General features: G+C 70.9%; 11 protein-coding genes and 2 pseudogenes. 3 read left to right on the top strand and 10 right to left on the bottom strand.

The features are described 5' to 3' along the window. Positions 1–72 precede the first annotated feature (72 nt). The 7 genes and pseudogenes from ACSRUE_RS14945 to ACSRUE_RS14915 form a co-directional block, all read right to left on the bottom strand. Complete coding sequence (locus ACSRUE_RS14945) at positions 73–492, bottom strand: hypothetical protein (protein WP_441291574.1); 420 nt, start codon at positions 490–492, stop codon at positions 73–75. Positions 493–495: 3 nt separating this feature from the next. Then, complete coding sequence (locus tag ACSRUE_RS14940; RefSeq protein WP_441291573.1) at positions 496–654, bottom strand: hypothetical protein; 159 nt, start codon at positions 652–654, stop codon at positions 496–498. Positions 655–831: 177 nt separating this feature from the next. Next, entirely contained in the window at positions 832–1,647 is an 816-nt protein-coding gene (locus tag ACSRUE_RS14935) for a formylglycine-generating enzyme family protein (protein ID WP_441291572.1), read from the bottom strand. Between the two features lie 531 nt (positions 1,648–2,178). Next, a complete protein-coding gene (locus ACSRUE_RS14930) occupies positions 2,179–2,352 on the bottom strand; it encodes a hypothetical protein (protein ID WP_441291571.1) in 174 nt (57 codons plus the stop codon). A 153-nt stretch (positions 2,353–2,505) separates the two neighbouring features. Further along, positions 2,506–3,625, bottom strand: a pseudogene (locus ACSRUE_RS14925) (transposase). 300 nt (positions 3,626–3,925) lie between these two features. Then, positions 3,926–4,441: pseudogene (locus tag ACSRUE_RS14920) on the bottom strand (hypothetical protein); the annotation flags it as partial. Between the two features lie 76 nt (positions 4,442–4,517). Next, complete coding sequence (locus tag ACSRUE_RS14915) at positions 4,518–5,312, bottom strand: hypothetical protein (protein WP_441291570.1); 795 nt, start codon at positions 5,310–5,312, stop codon at positions 4,518–4,520. Positions 5,313–6,043: 731 nt separating this feature from the next. Here ACSRUE_RS14915 and ACSRUE_RS14910 point away from each other — a divergent pair. Beyond that, a complete protein-coding gene (locus ACSRUE_RS14910; protein ID WP_441291569.1) occupies positions 6,044–7,510 on the top strand; it encodes a protein kinase domain-containing protein in 1,467 nt (488 codons plus the stop codon). Between the two features lie 156 nt (positions 7,511–7,666). Here the strand turns inward: ACSRUE_RS14910 and ACSRUE_RS14905 are convergent, their stop codons facing one another. Together ACSRUE_RS14905 and ACSRUE_RS14900 are read right to left on the bottom strand one after the other, a co-directional pair. Further along, on the bottom strand, positions 7,667–9,028 hold the full coding sequence (locus ACSRUE_RS14905; protein ID WP_441291568.1) for an extracellular catalytic domain type 1 short-chain-length polyhydroxyalkanoate depolymerase: 1,362 nt from the start codon (positions 9,026–9,028) through the stop codon (positions 7,667–7,669). Positions 9,029–9,206: 178 nt separating this feature from the next. Continuing rightward, a complete protein-coding gene (locus tag ACSRUE_RS14900; protein ID WP_441291567.1) occupies positions 9,207–10,049 on the bottom strand; it encodes an AraC family transcriptional regulator in 843 nt (280 codons plus the stop codon). Positions 10,050–10,120: 71 nt separating this feature from the next. Here ACSRUE_RS14900 and ACSRUE_RS14895 point away from each other — a divergent pair, with 71 nt between their 5' ends. Beyond that, positions 10,121–10,795: a glutathione S-transferase family protein gene (locus tag ACSRUE_RS14895; protein ID WP_441291566.1), complete on the top strand. Its 675-nt coding sequence runs from the start codon at positions 10,121–10,123 to the stop codon at positions 10,793–10,795. Positions 10,796–10,862: 67 nt separating this feature from the next. On the opposite strand, the gene ACSRUE_RS14890 is transcribed toward ACSRUE_RS14895, so the two are convergent. Next, positions 10,863–11,816, bottom strand: a complete 954-nt coding sequence (locus ACSRUE_RS14890; protein WP_441291565.1) for a pseudouridine-5'-phosphate glycosidase — start codon at positions 11,814–11,816, stop codon at positions 10,863–10,865. Positions 11,817–11,915: 99 nt separating this feature from the next. Here ACSRUE_RS14890 and ACSRUE_RS14885 point away from each other — a divergent pair, with 99 nt between their 5' ends. Beyond that, positions 11,916–15,467 (top strand): protein kinase domain-containing protein, encoded by a 3,552-nt coding sequence (locus tag ACSRUE_RS14885; protein ID WP_441291564.1) that lies wholly within the window; start codon positions 11,916–11,918, stop codon positions 15,465–15,467. The last annotated feature ends 5 nt before the right edge of the window (positions 15,468–15,472 follow it).

Genomic DNA, 15,472 nt, shown 5'->3' with positions numbered 1-15,472 from the left:
CGACAGGAAAGACAGCGGCTCGCGGCGTCGCCGCGGCCGAGCGCCAGCCCGCGCGCCCGCCGGCCTCGGGGGCTACGGCGCGCACCCCTCGAGCTCGGCCATCATGCGCCAGAAGGCCATGGCCTTGTTCTCGCAGGCGCCCTGGGTCGTGTGGGTGTGCTCGTATTCCGTGTTGCCGGACGTCTCCACGTCGTAACGCGGGTGCTGCATCGGGATCTCGACGTCGCCCACCGTCGTGGTGTGCCGCTCGCCGTCCGCGTGGACGTCGAGGTCCTCGAAGTCATAGAGGATCTTCCCATGCTCCCGGCAGAAATCGCGGATCTGCTGGTTGCGCTCCGCGCGGTTCACGCCGTTGTACTCCTCGTCACCGGGCCCGGTCATGTAGATGAACGTGACGTTCGGGAGCTCCTGGCCGAGCGCGTACAGCGTGTCCAGGGAACGCTTCACGTCCTCCTCGGTCTGCTCGACGATCTCGGAGGACCACAACCACATCGACTACCGGATCTCCGGGTGCTCGCTCAGGATGGTGCGCAGCGCCGCGAGCCCCTCCTCGCTCCCCCAGTACTGCTCGCCCAGCACGTAGTTGTTGTGGATCATCTCGTCCCACACCCGGAAGACGCCCGGCTCGGCGGGGACGTCGCAATACTCCGCCAAAGAATTTCCAGCCGGGGAAGACCAGCGCACGGCGGTGGAGGCGGCCCTGCGTCCGGACAAGACGGAAACGCATCGTACGGCGGGGCGAGGCGTTGCTGCTGATGGCCGACGGCGCAGCCCGCGGCCGCCGTTCCAGCTCGCAGCAGAACGGATCCGCTCGGTGGACTCGCCTCGCAACTACGGGTTTTTCGCGCAGCGGACCCCGATGTAGGGGCGGCGCGTCGTCGCGTCGTGGCTCTCGCGGGTGGATGAAAGCAGGTATTGCGCGTCATCCGAGAAGGAGCCGCCCCGCAATACCCGCTCGGCTCCCCCCTCCAAGTTAGCGCAGTCCGTGCAATCTTCGGAATAGTCCCACTTCATATCCAGGGCCCATTCTCGCACGTTCCCGGCCAGGTTGGCCTGCCCCCATCTTCCATCTCCTGCCTTCCGTGATCCGACAGGCAAGATGTCCGTGAACGTACACTTCTCTGGAGTATCCGTGAAGGTGCAGCCATACCCCGCAAAACTCTGGTCGATCGTCTCATCCGTGGGCGACGTCGACCACGGGTACGGCCGCTGCTCGTCTCCGCCCGCCGCTGCGTAGTTCCACTCCGCCTCCGTTGGCAAGCGGCCCCCATCCCAGGCGCAGAACGCGAACGCAGCATACCAGCTCAGGCAGTTCATTGGCAGACTCTCGTTGTCGCCCGCCGTATCCGTCCACGTCCGGAACATCGATTCGCAGTTTACCTCGTCCTTGAGCAACGCCGCGCTCGAAGCCAGATACCCGTTCCACCTCGAATCCCACCCGCTCCCCTCGATCTTCGGGTGTTTCCCGGCTCCCGGCTCGGGAAAGCTCCTCGGGTACGCATCGACGAACGCGCGGAATCGCCCCACGGTCACCTCGAACCGGTCCAGCAGGAAGTCGCTCACCTTGGCCGGATGCTCGCTGACATTGCTCCGGTTGAAGGTCCCGCCCGATACCGCCGTCGTCGCGCAGCAGCTCTCGTTTCTCATCGGCCCGCACGTCGGTGCCAGGTCGGCGCAGCTCGGAGGTGCCACGCAGGTCCCTCCGCGGCACACCGGCGCCCTGGCGGGGCACGGCGCCTCGTCTTGCCACGCTCCGCGGTCGTCGCACCGCTGCGGCGTGTTCCCCGAGCACCACGTGTCGCTGTTCGGAGCGCACACACCGCCAGGAGCGCCGCCTGAGCCTCCGCCCGACGTTGCGCCCCCCGATCCATCTGCGCCGCCCGACGTGGCAGTCCCGGCTCCATCAGAGGAGGCGTCAATCCCTCCGCTACCCCCGCCGCCCGGCGCTCGAGCGTCGGTGAAGTCATCGAGGCCGAGCAGCGCCCCGCACGATGCGCCCGTCAGCGCCGGCAACACGGCAAGCAACGCAGAACGAAGATCACGTTTCATAATCCGATTGTACACGCGATGGCGCGCATGTCGCCGCTCGGCTGGAGCCCGGGCGGGCTCAGCGAGCAAAACCCGCGCGAGCGAGCGACGCCGCTCACCGCCGGCCGCCGGCGGGCCCGGGGTCGCGGATCAGGCGCCCGAGCCGGCGCGCTGCGACCGGAAGAAGGCGCGCACGTCCTTGAGGAGGAGCTCTGGCGCCTCGAAGTGCCCGCCATGCGGCATCTCCGCCCACCGCACCAGGTTGGCCCTGCTCTCGACCCAGGCGCGCGGCGAGCGGTAGATCTCCGCCGGGAAATCGGCCACGGCGGTCGGCGCCGCGATCCTCTCGAAGAGATACGGCGGGATGGCCTCGTTGCGGGCGGTCTCGTAATAGAGGTTCGCCGCGCTGGCGATGCTGTTCGGCGCCCAGTAGAACAGCGCGTTCGTGAGCAGCAGATCCCTGGCTGAGACATCCCCTCATTTGACCTCGAAGAAATGGCGGAAGAACGCATGCTCGCGGACGATGCGGTCAAAGGCATCCACCAGGCGGCGAAGCCACTCCTCCCGCATCGTGGGGATGCAGTGGTACCAGTACAGCCCCTGGCGATAGAGCGAGTGCGTTCACTTCTTGACCGTGTTGACCTTCAGAGTTCGATCGAGCCCGGAGGCCTCGCTGGCGGCGCCGAGCAGCGTCAAGAGCGTGTGCGCCATGGCGACCAGCAGCAGGAGCCGATCGCGCCGGGCCGCATCGCGGATGTGCGTCGCCGACAGCCCCATGCCGAAGTGGAGGTCCTTGGTGTCGCGGAAGGTCTCCTCGATCGTGAACCGCCGGCCATAGAGCTTGACCACCTCCGCCGCCTTCGTGGTCGCGAGCGACGTCGCCAGGCACCATGCCTCCTTCATGCGCGCCGCATTCACGAGCACCACGGCGCCCACGGCGGCACGCTTGTCCGTCACTCGCGCGCCCACCAACAACTGCAGCCTCGGAACCGGATGACGAAGTCCCAGCCGAACGCTTCCAAGAGCGCGTAGAGCTCCTGATAGCCGAACGCCCGGTCGGCCAGGAGCGTGATGTTCACGTTCTCGGGCAGCCAGGTGTGCAGCCGACCATCTCCAGTTCATGTCCGGTGCGCCGATCCTTCAGCGTCGATTTCTTCACCGTCTTCCAAGCCAGCGGCATCGCCCGACCGTGGGTCGTCACCATGTAGGCGCAGAGCGTCGTGTGGTCGTCCTTGTCGAAGTCGGTCCAGTCGAGGGCGATGAGAATCGACGCGTTCTCTCCCACGACGAACCGGACCCAGCGCGCCAGCACGATGTCGAGCGACAGGGCGTCGTTGCCCAACATGCGGTCGACCTGCTTGACGCCGCTCTTGGCGGTGATCTTCGCCACGTTCGCATAGGCCTGCCCGATGGCGTGGATCGACAGGACGGCGGCGTTCAGGACCCCGGCGACGCCGTTTGCCAGCGACAGCACGCGCAAGGCGTGCAAGTCAGCGCCGAAAACGCGGTCCACGAACTCCCGGGTGTGATCCAGACCGAGCTTGTCTCGGTCGGGCCTTTGGGTCGAAAGCGAATCGGCAACGGTCACGGGTGGCATCATGCCGCATCAACCATCCGCCGGGCGATGGATTCCCGGCTCCGTGACGAACGAGGGGATCCCTCAGTTCGAGGCCCTCTCGCCGCTCGGCAAGCTCAAGTCGCTCGTCCACGGCCGGAAGACCGCGTTCACGCCGAACGCAGCGCAGTGCCAGGCGTGCGGCCTCTGCGTCGTCGCCTGTCCCGAGAAGGGCATCCAGCTCGTGGCGGCGCAGGACGCGGGGTGAGCGCGGCCGGTCCGGACGCTCAGGCGACGCTGCGCGCGGACCCGGACGCGGGCGCGGCGCCGTACGTGGCGCGATGAGCCCGCGAAGATGGCGATCATCGCGTCGCGAATGCCGTCGATCGCCCTCATGCTCTGGGCGATCTTGACATACCGGCTGTTGTAGAACGCCTCGATCGGGAACGAGAACGCCTTGAAGGGCTCGCCCCAGAGCTCGTCGAGCCCCTCCTCGCCGCTGCGGTGGAGCACCCTCTTCCCGAGCGTCAGCGCCTCGAGGAGGTGCTCTCCGCACTCGCGCATCAGGGCGTTGTCGGGCTCGATGGTGACGCCGAGCTCCTGGATCTCGACGAGCTTGGTGAAGATATCCGTCGCTCGATTGAAGATCGCGCCCGCGAGCATGGCGGCCTTGACGCGCTTCCGCTGCGGCTCGGTCTCCGACTCGAAGGCGAGCCGCGCCTCGTCCAGCCGTTTCCCTGGGACGTTGATGCCGTGCTCGACGTGGTTGAACAGGCGCCGCGTCAGCGCCTCGATGAGGCGCTTCTTCGCGAGCAGCGTGTCGGCCGGCGCCTCGTAAGCCTTGATCCAGTAACCGTTTGACCGACAGGAAAGACAGCGGCTCGCGGCGTCGCCGCGGCCGAGCGCCAGCCCGCGCGCCCGCCGGCCTCGGGGGCTACGGCGCGCACCCCTCGAGCTCGGCCATCATGCGCCAGAAGGCCATGGCCTTGTTCTCGCAGGCGCCCTGGGTCGTGTGGGTGTGCTCGTATTCCGTGTTGCCGGACGTCTCCACGTCGTAACGCGGGTGCTGCATCGGGATCTCGACGTCGCCCACCATCGTGGTGTGCCGCTCGCCGTCCGCGTGGACGTCGAGGTCCTCGAAGTCATAGAGGATCTTCCCATGATCCCGGCAGAAATCGCGGATCTGCTGGTTGCGCTCCACGCGGTTCACGCCGTTGTACTCCTCGTCACCGGGCCCCGTCATGTAGATGAAGGTCACCTCCGGGAACTCCTGCCCGAGCGCGTCGAGCACGTCGAGGTACCGCTGCACGTCCTCCTCGGTCTGCACGGAGATCTCCGAGGACCACGCCCACATCGAGTACCGGATCTCCGGGTGCCCTCCGAGGATGGCGCGCACGTCGTTGATCCCGGCCTCGGTCGCCCAGTACTGCGCGCCCGGGATGAGGTCGGTGGCGATCATCCCGTCCCACATCAGGAAGGCGCCTTCCTGCTGGGGGACGGCGCAATACTCCTTCTCGAAGGCGTAGGCAGGGGTCTTCGCCTCGATGCTCTCGGCGCCGACGATGATCTGGAAGCCGTGCGAGCGGTGGGCGTAGTGGAAGACGAAGTCCCCCGACCTGAGCGCCTCGACGCAGCTCGCCGGAATACCGTCCAGGCTCGCGTGCCGGTGGTCGAAGGTCCGCGCGTTCGCGGGATCGGGATTGGGATCGCCGCCGGACGCCGTCGTCACCCCGCCGCTCGACGCCGACGCCGACGTCGACGCGCCGCCCGACCCGGTGGTCGCCCCGCCGCCCGACCCGGTGGTCGCCCCGCCGCCCGACCCGGCGGTCGCCCCGCCGCCCGAGCCCGTGGTCGCCCCGCCGCCCGTTCCACTCTGGTCTGCCGGGCTGTCGTCTTCTCCGCAGGCCAGCGCGCCGAGAGCGAGGGAGAGACCAGCTGCGATGATAGTTGAATTGCGAAATAATTTGTTCATTGCAGTGTAGATTCTAGACGGAGGCAAGGGGATCGCAATAGCTCTCGCGGGCGGTCTCGTGCTGCCGCGCGGGGGTTCGGAGGTGGGGGCGTCGTGGTCTTCTCTCGCGGCGCGGGCGCCGGCGGACCGCCGCGGAGGCCCGGCGTGCTGCGCTGCGCAAGCGAGGCCCCCGGTGCTCGGCGCGCGAACGCTCAGCGCCGGCGCGCGCAGCGCCCGCGCTCGCCGTCGTCCCGAGCCCATCCCCCTCGCCGAACACCGCCGCTGTCAGGAACGTCACGCACCGATGGCGCTCTCGACGCCCGCGTCGGACCCGGGCCTGCCACGGCGATCCGGGGAGCCATCTCGTGGCCGTATCGAGCCCGAGGCGCCCGGAACGTGGCGCACAGAAGGACAATCCATCTGACATCTCCCGCCTCGTCGTGGCCGGCGCCTTTCCTATCCTGTACGCTCCCCTCGCCTCCCTCGGCTATCAGGAGGAAGCCATCACCATGCAGTTCGCTCCGGATTCCGTCGTAGGTGGGAAGTATCGTCTCGAACGACCTCTCTCGCACGGCGGGATGGGCTCGGTGTGGGTGGCGCGACACGTCAACTTGGGCTCTCTCGTCGCGGTCAAGTTCATGGACCCGACCTATGCTGCGTCATCGACGTTCCTCGCCCGCTTCGAGCGTGAAGCCAGGATCGCGGCGAGCCTCCAGAGCCCACACGTCGTCTACGTCCAGGACTTTGGCGTCGACGACGACACTCCATACCTCGTGATGGAGCTGCTGCAGGGCGAGGACCTGGGCACGCGCCTCTTGCGCGTCGGCCGGCTCTCTCTCGTGGACGCCACCCTGATCCTGGTGCAGGCCGGCAAGGCCATCCGTCGCGCACACGACGCCGGCCTCGTCCATCGCGATCTCAAGCCTGCCAACCTGTTCCTCGTGCGCGTGGAGGGAGAGCAGGATGAAGTCGTCAAGATCCTCGACTTCGGCATCGTCAAGGAGACCTGCGCGGCGCAGACGGAAGAGGTGACCCGCACCGGAGAGCTGCTCGGCTCGCCCCACTACATGAGCCCGGAGCAGGTCCGGGGCGAAAAGGACATCGACCAGCGCAGCGATCTCTGGTCGCTCGGGGTCATCCTCTTCTATGGCATCACCGGCGAGCTGCCCTTTCAGGGGGCCCAGCTCGGCGCGGTGATCGCCAGCATCCTGGTCGGCCCGGTGCCCAGCGCGTCCCTGATCGCGCCCGACCTGCCGCCGGAGATCGATGCCTTCTTCGCGCGGGCGCTGGCCCGCGAGCGGGCGGAGCGCTTCCAGTCGGTCGGAGAGATGATGAGCGAGCTCCGCCGTATCGCGGGCATGGCGTCGCCATCGATTCCGGATCTGCAATGCCCGTGCTCCGGCGTGCCGAGCACCGCTCGACCGAGGCTCAGCGGGACGATAGCGCTCGACGCCGCCAAGCTCGACGAGCCAGCATCCGCGCCCCGCTCGGCGGGCCCCGGCACCCTGACCATCGCCGGATCGACGGCGCAGGACGCCGGACAGCAGCGGCCTCAGCGCGCGACGCTGGTGATCGGCATCGCGATGGCGATGCTGCTCGGCGCCGGCCTCACCATCGCGCTCGGTCGGGGCGGAGCGAGCGGCGGGGGCGATGCGAAGGTCGCCTCGGCCGGCGCGCCGGCGTCGGAGGAGGTCGCCGCCAGGGCGTCCGCAGAGGTCGAGCGCTCCTCGGAGCCGCTGGAGAGCGTGACGCCCGCGGCGCCCGTTGCAGAGGCGACGGGCTCGGCAGCAGACGCCGCCGGCGAGACCGCGACGCCACCGGCGCCCTCGACGTCCACCACGGCAGCACGGCCGCCGTCGAGCGCCACGCCCAGGACACCGCACACGGTTGTCCCCGCTCCTTCCAGAAGGCCGCCGATCCCGCCGACGACCGCGCCGGGGCTCGACCGCGCGCCGATTCCGGAGGTCCCCTTCTAGCGCGGAGACCCCTTATTTTTGGCAGAAGATTGAACAGGGAGGCGGGGAGGCGGGGAGATTGGTGGGATTTCACTCCCCATCTCCCCGCCTCGCCACCTCGCTGTGAATTTTCTCGTAAGGCCGAGGGGTTGCGTCAGCTCACCGGCAAGACACGTGTCAGCTCCGGGCGTTTCGCTGCCGGCGACGGAGCGTCAACAGCGCAAGACCCATGGCGACGACCGCTGCATACGAGCTCTTCGGCCTGGCATCGCCATTGACGACGGCGCACCCTCCCGTTTCACCCGATTCACCTGCAGACTCCGAGCCCGCACCGGTGGAGGCGCTGTCCGCAGCGCCGCTCGTGCCGCTCGTGCCGCTCGGGTCGCTGCCGCCCGTCGTGGTGACCTCGCCGCCGCCTGCGGGCTGCCCGCCAGAGCCGACCGTCACGCCCTCGCCCGCGCTTCCGCCGTCCCCCGAGGCGCCGCCGCTCCCCGCAGCAGGCCCGGCGCCGCCGACGTTCTGATCACCCCCGGAGCCGTCGCCCGAGCCACCCGTGCCGCCGCTGCCGGCAGCCTCGGAACAGTTGGTCTCCGGATCGGCGCCACCGGCCTTGTCGAGCCCGAAGAACGCGAGGATGGCGTCGGCCTCGTACGGCATGGAGTGCGCGCCGTTTCTTCCCGACCAGGCCTCGAACACCGTCTGACCACACTCGTTCTTCCAGAACTGGCGATCATAGGTGGTCCCGCCCGATGTGATCATGTCGGTCGAGGTCGGGGTCTCGCTCAGCTCGAGGACGTTCGTCCATTCCTTGATCGCCTCGGCCTGGTTCTTGTAGTTGATCGTCGCGTCCGCCGTGCCGTGGAAGATCTGAAGGCGCGGGCGATGCCCCGTGTACCCAGGAAACATCCCGCGAACCTGGTCTCCCCATTGCTGCGCCGACTTGCTCGTCCTGCCCCCCGCGCAGTTGTTGCTCCATTGCTGGCCCGCGTCGAAGCCGTCCGCCCAGCACCCGGCCGCCACCCCCGCCCTCGCCGCGCCGGCCCGGAAGATGTCCGGGTACACCGCCAGCATGGCTTGCGTCATCATCGCTCCGGACGAGCCGCCCATCACGTAGACGCGCTTCGGGTCGCCTTTGTACTTCTCGAGCGTGTACTTCACCATCTGAGCGACGGCCTGCGTGTCGCCGCCGCCGTCGTGGGTCAGCGATTTCGTCGTGCCCACGTCCCAGCAATTCCGGCCGGTGGCCTCCGGAAGGATGATGATGAAGCCGTTCTTGTCGGCGCCCGCCTTGATACCCGAGATGCTGTTGAAGAACGAGCTCAACGGCGTGCTGCACGAGTGGCAGCCCACCACGATGGGCGGATTCTCGGCCAGCTTGTCCGGCACGTAGATGTTCATGTTGACGTAGCTCGGGACGCCGCTCGCTCCCCACGTCGCCTGGCTCACCGCCTGCACGGACGCCGCGTACACGGGCATGGCCGCGAACAGCCCCAAAGAAAACGACGCGACCACGAAGACGCGATTCTGAAATCGACGCATGTTTCGAGTACCTCTAAAGCTGGTGTCGCCGACGACGGCGCGCGATTGGCGCGTGGATGGTATCGACAGAGGAACTTTGACGCAAGCCGCTTTGGGTTCTTCCAGCTGGAGAAAATTGAACCAAGTTCTTGCGCATCACGGGGCCTTCTCGCGCTGTGGATGGCCGTGAACACGCAGCTCACCCCTTCACGCCGGGCGGGCCGCCTTTCGACCTCGCTGCCGCGCACCGCTCTGCATAGACGGCCGGTGTGAAGCCGACCTGGACCTTGAATTCCCGGATCAGGTGCGCCTGATCATGATACCCGAGCTCCTGCGCGAGCGCCGCCCACGCGACGGGCGCGCCCGTGGCCACGCGCTCCGCGGCCTCCTGCACGCGTGACCGCCGGATGATCCACTTGGGCCCGACGCCGATGTACCGCTCGAACGCGCGGTGCAGCGTGCGCACCGAGACGCCCGCGATCCGGGCGAGATGCTCGGCGCGGTGGATGTCGCGGTCTTCTTGCGCGCGGACGGCGAGCGCCATGGCCTCGTCGAGCCCGGCGTCCTCCGGGCCCCTGCGCGCGCGCAGGAGCTCCTCCACGGCGCGGATCGCGACAGCGTCGTCCGGCTGATCGAGCACGACGCGCTCGAGCGGCCCGGCCGCGCCGCCGAAGATCTCGACGAGGGGGACGACGCGGTCGACCAGCCGGCGCATGGGGAGGTGCGCGAACGGGAAGAAGCCGCCTGGCTTGAACTTCGTCGCGACGACGCGCCCCGCGCCCTCGAGCCGGACGACCTCGCGCCGGGTCCCGATGCCGTGCACCGCCGAGCCCGGCAGCTCGATGACCAGGTTGACGCAGGGGTGCGGCAAGAGCTCCTGCTCGAACGGCGCGGTGAGCGACCAGCGGACGACCCAGTGCCAGTCGACGAGCCTGGCCAGGTCCGGCGCGGGCGCGTGGCGGTGCAGCTCGAAGCGCTGGAGACCCGCGGCGGGGTTCAGGATGCCGCGGGTGGGGTCCTCGGGGGTGATGCTCGAGCTCATGATCGCGCGTGGCGCTCTTTTACAATACCGCGCCTCGCCCGGGCAGTAGCGTCCGCCCCGGAGGCACCAACATGGCTGATTCGACCACGACCCCGAGGGGCAACCTCGTCCTGTTCCATTCACCGAACACGCGCTCGACGACCACGCGCACCCTGCTCGAGGAGCTGGGCGCGCCCCACGAGCTCCGCGTGCTGAACATGAAGGCCGGGGAGCAGCGCAAGGCCCCTTACATCGCCGTGAACCCGCTCGGGAAGGTGCCCGCGATCCTGCACGACGGCGCGCTCGTCACCGAGCAGGTCGCGATCGTCATTTACCTCGCCGATCTGTTCCCGGAAGCCGGCCTGACCCCGGCCATCGGGGATCCGCTGCGCGGGCCGTACCTCCGGTGGATCGTGTACTACGGGTCGAGCTTCGAGCCGGCCGTCGTCGATCGGGCGATGAAGCGCGATCCGGCGCCGCCGTCGATGTCTCCGTACGGAGATTTCGATACGATGTTCGGCGTGGTGGCAGAGGCGCTCCGGAAGGGGCCGTATCTGCTCGGCGATCGATTCACGGCGGCCGACGTCCTCTGGGGCAAGGCGCTGGACTGGATGGTGAAGTTCAAGCTCGTGCCCGAGCTGCCGGAGGTGAAGGACTACGTCGCGCGGGTGTGCAGCCGGCCGGCGTTCACGCGGATCGCGGCGAAGGACGCAGAGCTCGCCGCGGCGCACGAGGCCGCGGCCGCAGCGGAGGCGCAGGCGAGCTGATCGCCGCCCAGAACCCCTCGGGGCCGACGATCACGTCGCCCACCGCGAGCGCGCGGTGGGCCTCGCTTCATGCCTTGGCCTTCGACTTCGACTTCGACTTCGCCCCGAGCTCGCTCATCGCCGCGGCGATCTCCGCCGCCACCGCCGCGTTGTTCTCGACCAGCGCGATGTTCGCGACGAGGCTCTTGCCCTCGGTGAGCTCGAAGATGCGCTTCAGGAGGAACGGCGTCAGGTCCTTGCGGCTCACCCCCTCTGCCTCGGCGCACCGGATCGCCTCCTCGATCCGCGCCTCGATCGCCCTGGCGTCCATCGCATGGCTCTCGGGGATCGGGTTGGCCACCAGGACCCCGCCCATGCCGAGCTCGAACTGCAGCGCGATGACCCTGGCCGCTTCCTCGGCGCTCTCGATCCTGTGGTCCACCTTCTGCCCGCTCTGCCGCGCCCAGAAGGCCGGGAAATCCTCGGTCTTGTAACCCAGGACCGGCACGCCATGGGTCTCCAGCGTCTCCAGCGTCTTGGGAATGTCGAGGATCGATTTGGCCCCGGCGCAGACCACTGCCACCTGCGTCTGACTCAGCTCCTCGAGGTCGGCGGAGATGTCGAAGGTCGTCTCCGCCCCGCGATGCACGCCGCCGATGCCCCCGGTGGCGAAGACCCGGATACCGGCCCACGCCGCCGCCATCATCGTGGTCGCCACGGTCGTCCCGGCCAGCCCGCCCAGGACCAGGAGCGCCGCCATGTCGCGCCGCGAGGCCTTGGCCGCCTTGCCGCCCTCCCTGGCCAGCCGCTCGATATCGTCCCCCTTCACGCCCACCCTGAGCTTGCCGTCCATGATGGCGATCGTCGCCGGCACGGCGCCGTTCCGGCGGACTACCGCCTCCACGCGCTGCACCATCTCGAGGTTCTGCGGATACGGCATGCCGTGCGTGATGATGGTCGACTCCAGCGCGACCACCGGCCGGCCGCCAGCGAGCGCTTTCCTGACCTCGGGCGAGATGGAGAGGTGGTCCTTGATCGACACGCGGGGCTCCTTCGGCTGCGAGGGTCTGGCGCGTATATCGCGTCCGCGGCGCAGCGAACACCGCTATACTCGGGCGCCGCGAAGCCCATGAGCGCCCCGGTGAGCCTCGGAGACGTCGTCGCCGGCAGATACCGCGTCGAGCGCCTGCTCGGCCAGGGCGGGATGGGCGTGGTGATGGCCGCCCGCCACCTGCACCTCGGCAACCAGGTCGCGCTCAAGCTGCTGCGCCGGGACGCGCTGGTCGACGCCGCGGCGCGGGAGCGCTTCCTGCGCGAGGGGCGGGCGGCGGCGGCGCTGCGCGGCGAGCATGTCGCCCGCATCTTCGATCTGGGCTTCCTCGACACCGGGGATCCATTCCTGGTCTTCGAGCTGCTCGAGGGCTGCGATCTCGGCGCGTTGCTGCGGGTGCAGGGGCCGCCTCCGATCGAGGTCGCCGTGGGGTACGCGCTGCAGGCCTGCGAGGGGCTGGCCGAGGCGCACGCGCACGGGATCGTGCACCGCGACCTGAAGCCCGGGAACCTGTTCCTGGCGCGGCGGGCCGACGGCTCGGAGCTCGTGAAGGTGATCGATTTCGGGATCGCGAAGCACACGCCCGCGGCCGCCGGAGAGCAGCTCACGAGCACGTTCGCGGTGCTGGGCACCGCCCTTTACATGGCCCCGGAGCAGATGCGCTCGGCGCGCACCGCCGACGCCCGCTCGGACATCTGGGCGCTGGGCGCCGTGCTCTACCGATTGCTCAGCGGGGCGCCGCCCTTCCCCGGGGAGTCGCTGCTCGACGTCTGCGCGGCCATCCAGCGCGGTCCGGCGCCGCTCGCCGCGGCCCGCCCCGGCACCCCGCCGGCGCTGGAGGCCGCCGTGCTGCATTGCCTCCGGCAAGACCCGGCGGAGCGCCCCGCCGACGTGGCCGCGCTCGCCGCCGCGCTGGCGCCGTTCGCGCCGCACGAGGGGCAGGCCGCGGAGCGCGTCGCCCGCACGCTGCGGGGCGGCGGCGGCCCGGCGCTGGCGGCGCCGCCCGCGCCGCGCAGTCAGCCCTCGGGGGCGCCTGCGGCGGCGCCTCCCGAGATGGCGAGCGCGCTGGCCGCGCCGCCGCTCGCCGAGCGCTCGCCTGACACGGCCCCCGGCTCCGCCACAGGCGCAGCGCCGACGCTCTCCCGGGCAAACGCCCCTCCAGCGCGCACCGTCTCCCGCGCCGAGGCCCCCGAGATCAAGGTGCACCCGCCGCTCATCGCCCGGCAGGCGGCGCTGGCGGCGCTGGCGGGCGCCGCGGATCAGATCGCCGGCGGGGCGCGCTTCGTGGTGATCACCGGTCCGCTCGGTATCGGCCGCACGCGCGTGCTGCAGGCCGGCATCGAGGCGGCCGGGCTGCCGGCCGAGCGCGTGCTGCGCGGGAGCTGCTCGCCCGAGCGGCAGAGCCCGCTGCGGCCGCTGCGCCGCGCCCTCGACGCGCTGCCGCCCGGCGGCCGCGTGGCCCTCGCCCAGCTCTCCGACGCCGTGGATCGCGCGCTCGCGCCGGCCGCGCTGCCCAGCGCCGGCGACGCGGACAGCGCGCTCGAGGGGGTCGAGGCGGCGCTGCTCCGCGCCGCCGCCGAGCCGCTGCTGCTCGCGCTCGACGACCTCCAGTGGGCCGACCCGACGACGCTGCGCCTGCTCTCGCTGCTCGCCGAGCAGGCCGCGAGCGGCGATCCCGCGCGGCTGCTCGTGCTCACGGCGGCCCGCAACGAGCCGAGCCCGTCCCCGAAGCTGCGGGCCTTGCTCGGGGCCGTGCGCTCCAGGATACGGCCCGGGATCAAGCACCTCGCGCTGGAGCGGCTGGACGAGGCCGACTCCGAGCGGCTGGCGCACGCCATCGCGCCGCTCTCCCCGGAGCTCGCGCGGACGGTGGCGCGGGGCTCCGGCGGCGTGCCCTTCTTCGCGGTGCACGCGCTCCTGGCCTGGCGCGAGACGGGCGCCATCACGTGGCAGGACGGCGCGCTGCAGGCGGCCTCCGGGCGGGCGCTCCACGAGCAGGTGCCCGGCGTCGCGGAGCTGGTCGAGGACCGCCTCGCGAGCTACTTCGAGCCGGGCAGCGACGCCGAGCGCGCGGGGCTGCGCGCCCTGGCCGCGGTCGCCCTGTACGGCGGCGGCCTCGGCTTCGAGGTCCTCTACCGCGTGGTGGCCAGCGACGAGCTGCTCGAGAGCGCCGTGCACGCCTGGGTCGAGGCGGGAATGCTCACCGTGTCGGGGGAGCCGCCGGAGATCGGCTTCGGGCAGGAGATGGTGCGGCAGGCCGTGCTCGGCGTGGCGCGCAAGCGCCCCTGGTTCCCGCGCCTGCACCGGGCGCTCCTCGACGCCATCGCCGCGGGGCCGGGCGCCGCAGCGGACGCGGCGTTCCTGGCCGCCGGCTACGAGAAGCTCGGCGCCGTCGAGCCGGCGCGGGCCTGGCTGCGGCGGGCCATGGATGCGACCTTCGCGGCCGGGCTCTTCGAGGAAGCCGCCGGGCTCGGCGATCGGCTGGCGACGCTGGCCGGCGATCCCGGCGAGCGCGCCGCGATCGAGCTCGACATCGTGCGCGTCCTCTTGAGAGGGCGCGCCTTCGAGGACGCGAGGCAGCGGCTGGAGCGGCCGGGGGCGAGCGCGGGCGCCCTCGCTCCGGCGAGCGCCGCGGGCCTGCGGCGGCGCATCTACCGGCTGGAGGTGGCCCGCGGGCTGCACGAGGCGGGCATCGGGGACGAATCGCTGCTGGCCGACGCCGACGCGCTCGGCGACGAGCGGCTGCGCTGCGAGGCGCGGATGGCCCTCGCCGGGGTGACGCGCGGGCCTCGCGCCATGGCGCTCGCCGGCGAGGCGGTCGAGCTGGCCGTGCGCTGCGGCCCCGGCCTGGAGCTGCCGGCGCGCGTGCTGCGGTTCGAGCTCGACTACGAGGCGGATCGCTGCGACCTCGAGCTGGCGGACGCCGATCTGAAGCGCGCGCTCGAGCTCTCGGCGGCCGGCGCCTCGGTGTGGCGGCAGGTCGAGATCGACGGCGATCTCGCGGTGGTCGAGGCCGAGCTGGGGCGGCTCGCGGCGGCCATCGAGCGGCTCTACGGGCTCGCGGCGCGGGCCGAGCGCTACGGCATGCGGGCGCAGCGCCGGCTGCTCCTGCAGAACCTGGCGGCCTTCCTGCTGCGCGCCGGCCGCGCGGCCGAGGCGGCGGAGGTGGCGGGGCGCTCCGCGGCGCTGGCGACCGAGGCCGGCGATCCGGCGCTGCGCGGCGTGGCGCTGTCGCTGCGGGCGGAGGCGCTGCGGCGCTGCGGCGACGCGGGCGCGGCGCTGCGCTGCGCCGACGAGGCGGTCGGGCTGCAGGAGAAGCGCGGCGACGCGATGCTCTCGCTGACCTTGCTCCGGCGTGCCGAGCTGCTCGCCGGCATGGGCCGCAGCGCCGAGGCGCTGGCGGACGCGCAGGCCGCGCGCCGCGTGGCCGAGCAGCACCGCGAGCGCGACCGCGTGCTCTGCGCGGATCTCTGGGAGGCCCTGCACCTGGCCCGGCGCGGCGCGGCGCCGCCCGAGGAGGTGGCGCGGGCGCTCGCCGCGGCGCAGGCCGCGGACGTGACGCTGCGCGAGCTGACGATGAAGCTGATGGAAGAGGCGCGGACGTGGCTGGAGCAGCGTCCGGCGCCTGCCGCCTCGGGCTGAGAGGG

This window comes from Sorangium sp. KYC3313 (assembly GCF_052075895.1).
In the GTDB taxonomy this organism is placed as follows: Bacteria; Myxococcota_A; Polyangia; order Polyangiales; family Polyangiaceae; genus Sorangium; species Sorangium cellulosum_B.
Note: the sequence above shows the minus strand (reverse complement) of the source record. Positions and strands in the feature narration are given on the sequence as shown.

Coding starts and splice junctions, on each gene's coding strand:
- ACSRUE_RS14935 (WP_441291572.1), bottom strand. CDS start 1,647: ATGAGAAACGAGAGCTGCTGCGCGACGACGGCGGTATCGGGCGGGACC.
- ACSRUE_RS14905 (WP_441291568.1), bottom strand. CDS start 9,028: ATGCGTCGATTTCAGAATCGCGTCTTCGTGGTCGCGTCGTTTTCTTTG.
- ACSRUE_RS14945 (WP_441291574.1), bottom strand. CDS start 492: ATGTGGTTGTGGTCCTCCGAGATCGTCGAGCAGACCGAGGAGGACGTG.
- ACSRUE_RS14900 (WP_441291567.1), bottom strand. CDS start 10,049: ATGAGCTCGAGCATCACCCCCGAGGACCCCACCCGCGGCATCCTGAAC.
- ACSRUE_RS14910 (WP_441291569.1), top strand. CDS start 6,044: ATGCAGTTCGCTCCGGATTCCGTCGTAGGTGGGAAGTATCGTCTCGAA.
- ACSRUE_RS14895 (WP_441291566.1), top strand. CDS start 10,121: ATGGCTGATTCGACCACGACCCCGAGGGGCAACCTCGTCCTGTTCCAT.